This window comes from Agathobaculum sp., from assembly GCF_050946325.1.
Classification (GTDB): domain Bacteria; phylum Bacillota; class Clostridia; order Oscillospirales; family Butyricicoccaceae; genus Agathobaculum.
Genome location: NZ_JBMNUP010000146.1, coordinates 1 through 4,705, shown reverse-complemented (window position 1 = coordinate 4,705; position 4,705 = coordinate 1). Strand labels below are relative to the sequence as shown.

The 4,705-nt window shown below is 59.8% G+C and carries 6 protein-coding genes and 1 pseudogene; 3 read left to right on the top strand and 4 right to left on the bottom strand.

Annotated features, from left to right (window positions below; genetic code table 11):
* The 3 genes from ACOYIE_RS09445 to ACOYIE_RS09435 all read left to right on the top strand — a co-directional run.
* Window positions 1-651, top strand: a 651-nt coding sequence (locus ACOYIE_RS09445) for a GNAT family N-acetyltransferase (RefSeq protein WP_433412624.1), incomplete at its 5' end; no start/stop codon positions are given.
* A gap of 24 nt (window positions 652-675) precedes the next feature.
* Window positions 676-1,341 carry a YczE/YyaS/YitT family protein gene (locus ACOYIE_RS09440; RefSeq protein WP_433412622.1) on the top strand — a complete coding sequence of 222 codons (666 nt, stop codon included), beginning with the start codon at window positions 676-678 and terminating at the stop codon, window positions 1,339-1,341.
* Window positions 1,338-1,955 (top strand): NAD(P)H-hydrate epimerase, encoded by a 618-nt coding sequence (locus tag ACOYIE_RS09435; protein WP_433412620.1) that lies wholly within the window; start codon window positions 1,338-1,340, stop codon window positions 1,953-1,955. The genes ACOYIE_RS09440 and ACOYIE_RS09435 overlap by 4 nt, the downstream gene beginning before the upstream one ends.
* A 33-nt stretch (window positions 1,956-1,988) precedes the next feature.
* On the opposite strand, the gene ACOYIE_RS09430 is transcribed toward ACOYIE_RS09435, so the two are convergent.
* From ACOYIE_RS09430 to ACOYIE_RS09415, 4 genes and pseudogenes are all read right to left on the bottom strand, one after another.
* Window positions 1,989-2,825, bottom strand: coding sequence for a hypothetical protein (locus tag ACOYIE_RS09430; RefSeq protein WP_433412618.1), 837 nt, complete (start codon window positions 2,823-2,825; stop codon window positions 1,989-1,991).
* A gap of 56 nt (window positions 2,826-2,881) precedes the next feature.
* Window positions 2,882-3,532: a putative ABC transporter permease gene (locus ACOYIE_RS09425; protein WP_433412617.1), complete on the bottom strand. Its 651-nt coding sequence runs from the start codon at window positions 3,530-3,532 to the stop codon at window positions 2,882-2,884.
* Window positions 3,533-3,667: 135 nt separating this feature from the next.
* Window positions 3,668-4,477 (bottom strand): hypothetical protein, encoded by an 810-nt coding sequence (locus ACOYIE_RS09420; protein WP_433412615.1) that lies wholly within the window; start codon window positions 4,475-4,477, stop codon window positions 3,668-3,670.
* Window positions 4,471-4,705 (bottom strand): annotated as a pseudogene (locus ACOYIE_RS09415) (ABC transporter ATP-binding protein); the annotation flags it as partial. The pseudogene ACOYIE_RS09415 and the gene ACOYIE_RS09420, both read right to left, overlap by 7 nt.

The following is a 4,705-nucleotide window of genomic DNA, read 5'->3' as shown; positions in this document are numbered from 1 at the left end:
TTTTATCTGTGCCGCAAAGGCCGCGAAACGGCCGCAGCCCTTTACCTGGATACCGAAAGCCATGTGCTGACCGTCTCCTCCGACGAACGGGCCGATCCCGCGCCGATTGCCGAGCTGGTCCGTCAGGAGCAGGTGCGCGAAGTGGATACGCACTGGGCGCAGTGTCAGGCGCTGCACCGCATACTCGGCGGCACCACGGAAAGCTCTTATTATATGGTATACCGCGGGCCCAAAGCGCAGGATACTTATCCCGATATCCGCCCCTGCCAGCCCGCACCTGCGTTTGAAGTATTGCAGCGCAGCCACGAATACTACCGCACCCACCTGCGTTTTGCGCCCTGGGCAGAGGAGCTGGACCGCAAGCTCTCCCGCGGGCTGGCAGAGCTGTATCTGCTGGAGCGGGACGGCCAGCCGGTCGGCACGGGCTGCATCATATCGGAGGATGACGAATGCGGCGTGATTGCCGCCGTTGCAGTTGTGCCCGAATACCGCCGTCAGGGTCTGGGCAGCCGTATCAGCCGTTTTCTTGTGCAGCGCATCCAGCAAAAGGGCAAAACCCCGCGTCTGATTTCCGGATATGACGAGGTTTCCGAGCTGTACCGCCAGATCGGGTTTGCGCCCTGCGGCCGGTGGGGAGAGCTCTACCTCTAAGCCGCTGTTAATGGAGGATATGCTTTGTTTCGCAATTATATGAATCGTCTGGCGTGGCTGGTGCTGGGCATGGCCGTCAGCGCAATCGGCATCACAATGCTGCTTCAGGCGAATATCGGCCTGGAGCCATGGAGCGTTTTGCAGCAGGGCATTGCCCAGACCTGCGGCATCACCTACGGAACTGCATCTATTCTTGTGGGCATCTCCGTTATCGCCATTGCCGTGCTGTGCGGCGAAAGTTTTGGCTTCGGCACCATCATCAACATCATTTTGTGCGGCGTTTTTATTGACGGCCTGCTGTATCTCGGCTGGATTCCGCAGATGCACGGCATGGTTTCCGGCCTTGTGATGCTGCTGGCCGGGCTGGAACTGCTGGCGCTCGGCACCTGGATGTACATGAAAAGCGCGCTCGGCGCCGGACCGCGCGACGCGCTGATGGTCGCGCTGGCGCGCAAAACAGGGAAATCGGTCGGCCTGTGCCGCGGCACGGTTGAAATTTTCGTCATTCTGGCCGGCTGGCTGCTCGGCGGTCAGGTCGGCGTGGGCACGGTGATCTCGGCGGTCGGGCTGGGCTCGCTGTTCAACGTAAATTTTGCGCTGCTCCATTTCAACGCCGCCGCGCTGCATCAGGAAAACATCGCTGAAACGCTGCACCACATCCGCAGCGGCAGGGAGGATGACGCCCCATGATCACCGTATCTGCGGCCCAAATGAAAGAAATCGAACGGCAGGCGGACGCACACGGGCTTTGCTATCTGCAAATGATGGAAAACGCCGGCGAGGCCGCTTTTTCCGCCATGCGCGCAGCTTTTCCCGATGCGCGGCGCATTGTCGTCTTTGCCGGCAAGGGAAACAACGGCGGCGACGGGTTTGTCGTCGCCCGCCGGTATGCGGAGACAGGCGCCGCCGTCACCATCGTGCTGTGCGAGGGCATGCCTGTCACAGAGGACGCCCAAACCAACTTTTCCCGCCTGCAAAACGTATCCGTTCTTCCGCTGGACAAAGCGGCGCCCCTGCCGCCCGCCGATCTGCTGGTGGACGCGCTTTACGGCACCGGTTTCCACGGCGCGCTGCGCGAAAGCGGCCGCAAAGCCGCCCGTCTGATGAACGAATCTTCCGCGCCCGTGTGCGCGCTTGACCTGCCGAGCGGCATGAACGCCGACACAGGCGAAATCGCTTCGGGCGCTGTGCAGGCCGACCTGACTGCCGTGTTCCACCGTTTCAAACACGGCCACGCCGTCCCCGCCGCGCAAAAGCAGTGCGGCCGCCTGCTGCTTGCAGATATCGGCATACCGGAATATTAAAAAAGGAAGCCTAAAAAGCTTCCTTTTTTCTGTTTATCCCTCTTGCAGCGGATGCAGCATGACCATCTGTTCCCCTGCAAAAATACCGGTCTCGTCCCAGTCCACCAGAATTACATCATTTGTCGTCCGGTCCTGGTAAACCAGCAGCCACAGGTCTCCGTTTTTCTCCCGCACCTGTTGCCACGCCGGCATTTCACCGCCGCCGGCCGCCCAGCCGGCCGTCTCTGCGGTCAGCGCCACCACAAAGCAGTCGTACACTTCCGCAGGGAACTCCTCGGGATAAAGCCCCTCGCTCTCCTCCGGCGAATTATAGGAGCACCAGGATTCGCCCACTTCTGTGTATATGCCGTCCGTATTTGTGATGGACATCTCATAAGCACCGAACAGCCCGGGCTCCAGCCAGAATTCCAGCACGCCGCCGTCCGCCAGCTCTGCCGCGGCATGGGCGCCCGCCAGGTCATAAAAACCGAAGGAATCATCGTAAGTATCGTCATAATAATCGCCGTAATCCGGTTCCGGCGCAGGCTCATATGTGCCAAATCCGGCCGTTACCCCGCTCACCGCGTCGGCAATCAGCACAATCACCGCAGGCAGAATTTGCAGCGCTGCAAAAACCGCCACCACCGTGATGAGCAGACGCTTCCGGCGCTTCTTCTTGCCCTCCTCGCCCTGCGCGGAGGTTTTTTTGCCGGTAAAGCTGACGTCCCGCGTAAAGGTCTGGTGCGTACAGGTTTTTTTGCTGTGCGTCTTATGCTGCGCGTCCGTATAGCGCGGCACGGACATCCGTCCCCTGCTGCCCGCCCGTGCGCCGCAAATCGGGCACTCGCGCTCACTGTCATCAAAATTAATTCCGCAATGCTGACATTTCATGAAAAGCGCCCCCCCTTTTGTTTTCATCATACCAGAGAAACGGGGGATGCGCAAGATTATTTCTGCAATCCCTGCAAAAGCGCGGCGGCGCGCGTCACCTGGATTACGGTCAGCACCTGCCCTGCCTGCGCAGCCTCGCCATAATCGTTCACGCCTTCGCCCGCGTTCGGCCGCGCAGCCGACCAGCCAAGGTCAAACGCAAACAGCAGCGTCAGCAGCAGACAGCAGCACCGCACGCCGCGCGCGGGCAGGCGCCGCAGCCATCCGGCCAGCAGGGGCGCCGCAAAATACACCGCCGCGCAGCAGCCCAGCCCAAACAGAACCGAAACCGGCAGACAGACCAGGCCGTCCACATTCATCGGCCACGCGCTGTAATCCCACCAGCGCTGATGGTACACCGCCTCCAGTCCGCGTCCCGCCGCCAGCTCAACCGCGCCGCACAGCACCGTGCCGAGCGCCAGCACCAGCGCCGGCTGTCCGGCCCAGCGGCGCAGCAGCACAACGGACAGTACGGCGCCCACGCCATAGCTTGGCAGCCACAGACCGTGCATCGTGCCAGGGTTTACCAGAATGCCGTCCACCGTCAGCCGCAGCGCAACTTCCCACACCCAGCCAAGCGCCGCGCAGAAGAAAAACAGGGCCGCCAGTTCTTCTGCCGTGTAGCGCCGTGCGGCGCGGGCTTTCCACTTTTCTATTCTTCCTTTCATTTTGTTCTCCTCCTGCCTTTCTTTCCATTGTACCGGCCGTTTCTTTCGATTTCCGCCAGAAAATTCTTAAGATTGCCGCAAGGTTCCGGATACCAAAAGGGCGCGCCCCCACGCGCGCCCCTTTGACGGTTACAGTTATTCCAGATTGAGTCGGTTTTTCAAAATAAAGCGTGTGCCGGCAAAGAACGCCGTGCCCGCCGCTGCGGTAACGACGCACAGCACCACCATGCCAAGATGAATGGACGCAGTGGGCCCAATGCCGCGCAGAAAATCGGTTACAGCCACCCAGAACGTATCAAACGGCAGGTTGCCCGCGCCCATCAGAACCAGCATGAGTACAAACTGCATGGCCGTCGTCAGCACAAAATACCAAACCACAGCCATCAGCACCCGATGCTTTTTCGCCAGGTGGCCGAGCGCCATGCACAGATAGATAAACAGCACACCGGATACGCCCAGAAGCAGCAGCCAGAGGATGCCCTCCAGCGTATACAGCACGGTGTTGACGTCCGTGGTAAAGGCGCTGACAAAGCTCTTGAAAAATGCGGCGATCCATTCAAACATTTCGCCAAGACCGCCCGCCATCAGGCTGATGCTCAAAACTGCGGCCAGCATACTCAGTACGCTCATCACCAGCGCGACAAGCGCCTTGCTCCAGATGTGCTGGGATACCGTGACCGGAAGCGTGAACATCAGATAGCCCTCATCGCCCAGCAGGCTTTTGTAAAAACGCTGAATCAGAATCACGGTGGTCACCACAAGCACGGCAACCATCACGCCGAAATACAGCATGGAAACCAGCATCGTCGGGATGCCGTACAGTAGCTGCTGCGCCGGTTCCGCCATCATCAGGTTGTTAATCAGCGAAAGCAGCAGCACCCCGCCGTACAGCGGCAGGCAGATGCGCGCGCACGCCTTCCATTCATATTTGAGCAGCTTCAGCATGCGAACACCTCCCGAAACAGCATATCCACCGATTTTCCATGTTCCTCACGGATCGTATCCACGCTCTCATGCAGGGTCATCACACCGTTTTTGAGGAACACCACCTCGTCCAGCACACGTTCGATATCGGCAATCAGGTGCGTGGACAGCAGCACCGTCGCGTCTTCGCTGTAATTGGACAGAATGGTGTTCAGAATATAATCCCGCGCCGCAGGGTCAACGCCTGCA

Bases quoted from the DNA above. Each gene is read 5' to 3' on its own strand.
- ACOYIE_RS09425 (WP_433412617.1), bottom strand. From the start codon at position 3,532: ATGAAAGGAAGAATAGAAAAGTGGAAAGCCCGCGCCGCACGGCGCTAC.
- ACOYIE_RS09430 (WP_433412618.1), bottom strand. From the start codon at position 2,825: ATGAAATGTCAGCATTGCGGAATTAATTTTGATGACAGTGAGCGCGAG.
- ACOYIE_RS09420 (WP_433412615.1), bottom strand. From the start codon at position 4,477: ATGCTGAAGCTGCTCAAATATGAATGGAAGGCGTGCGCGCGCATCTGC.
- ACOYIE_RS09435 (WP_433412620.1), top strand. From the start codon at position 1,338: ATGATCACCGTATCTGCGGCCCAAATGAAAGAAATCGAACGGCAGGCG.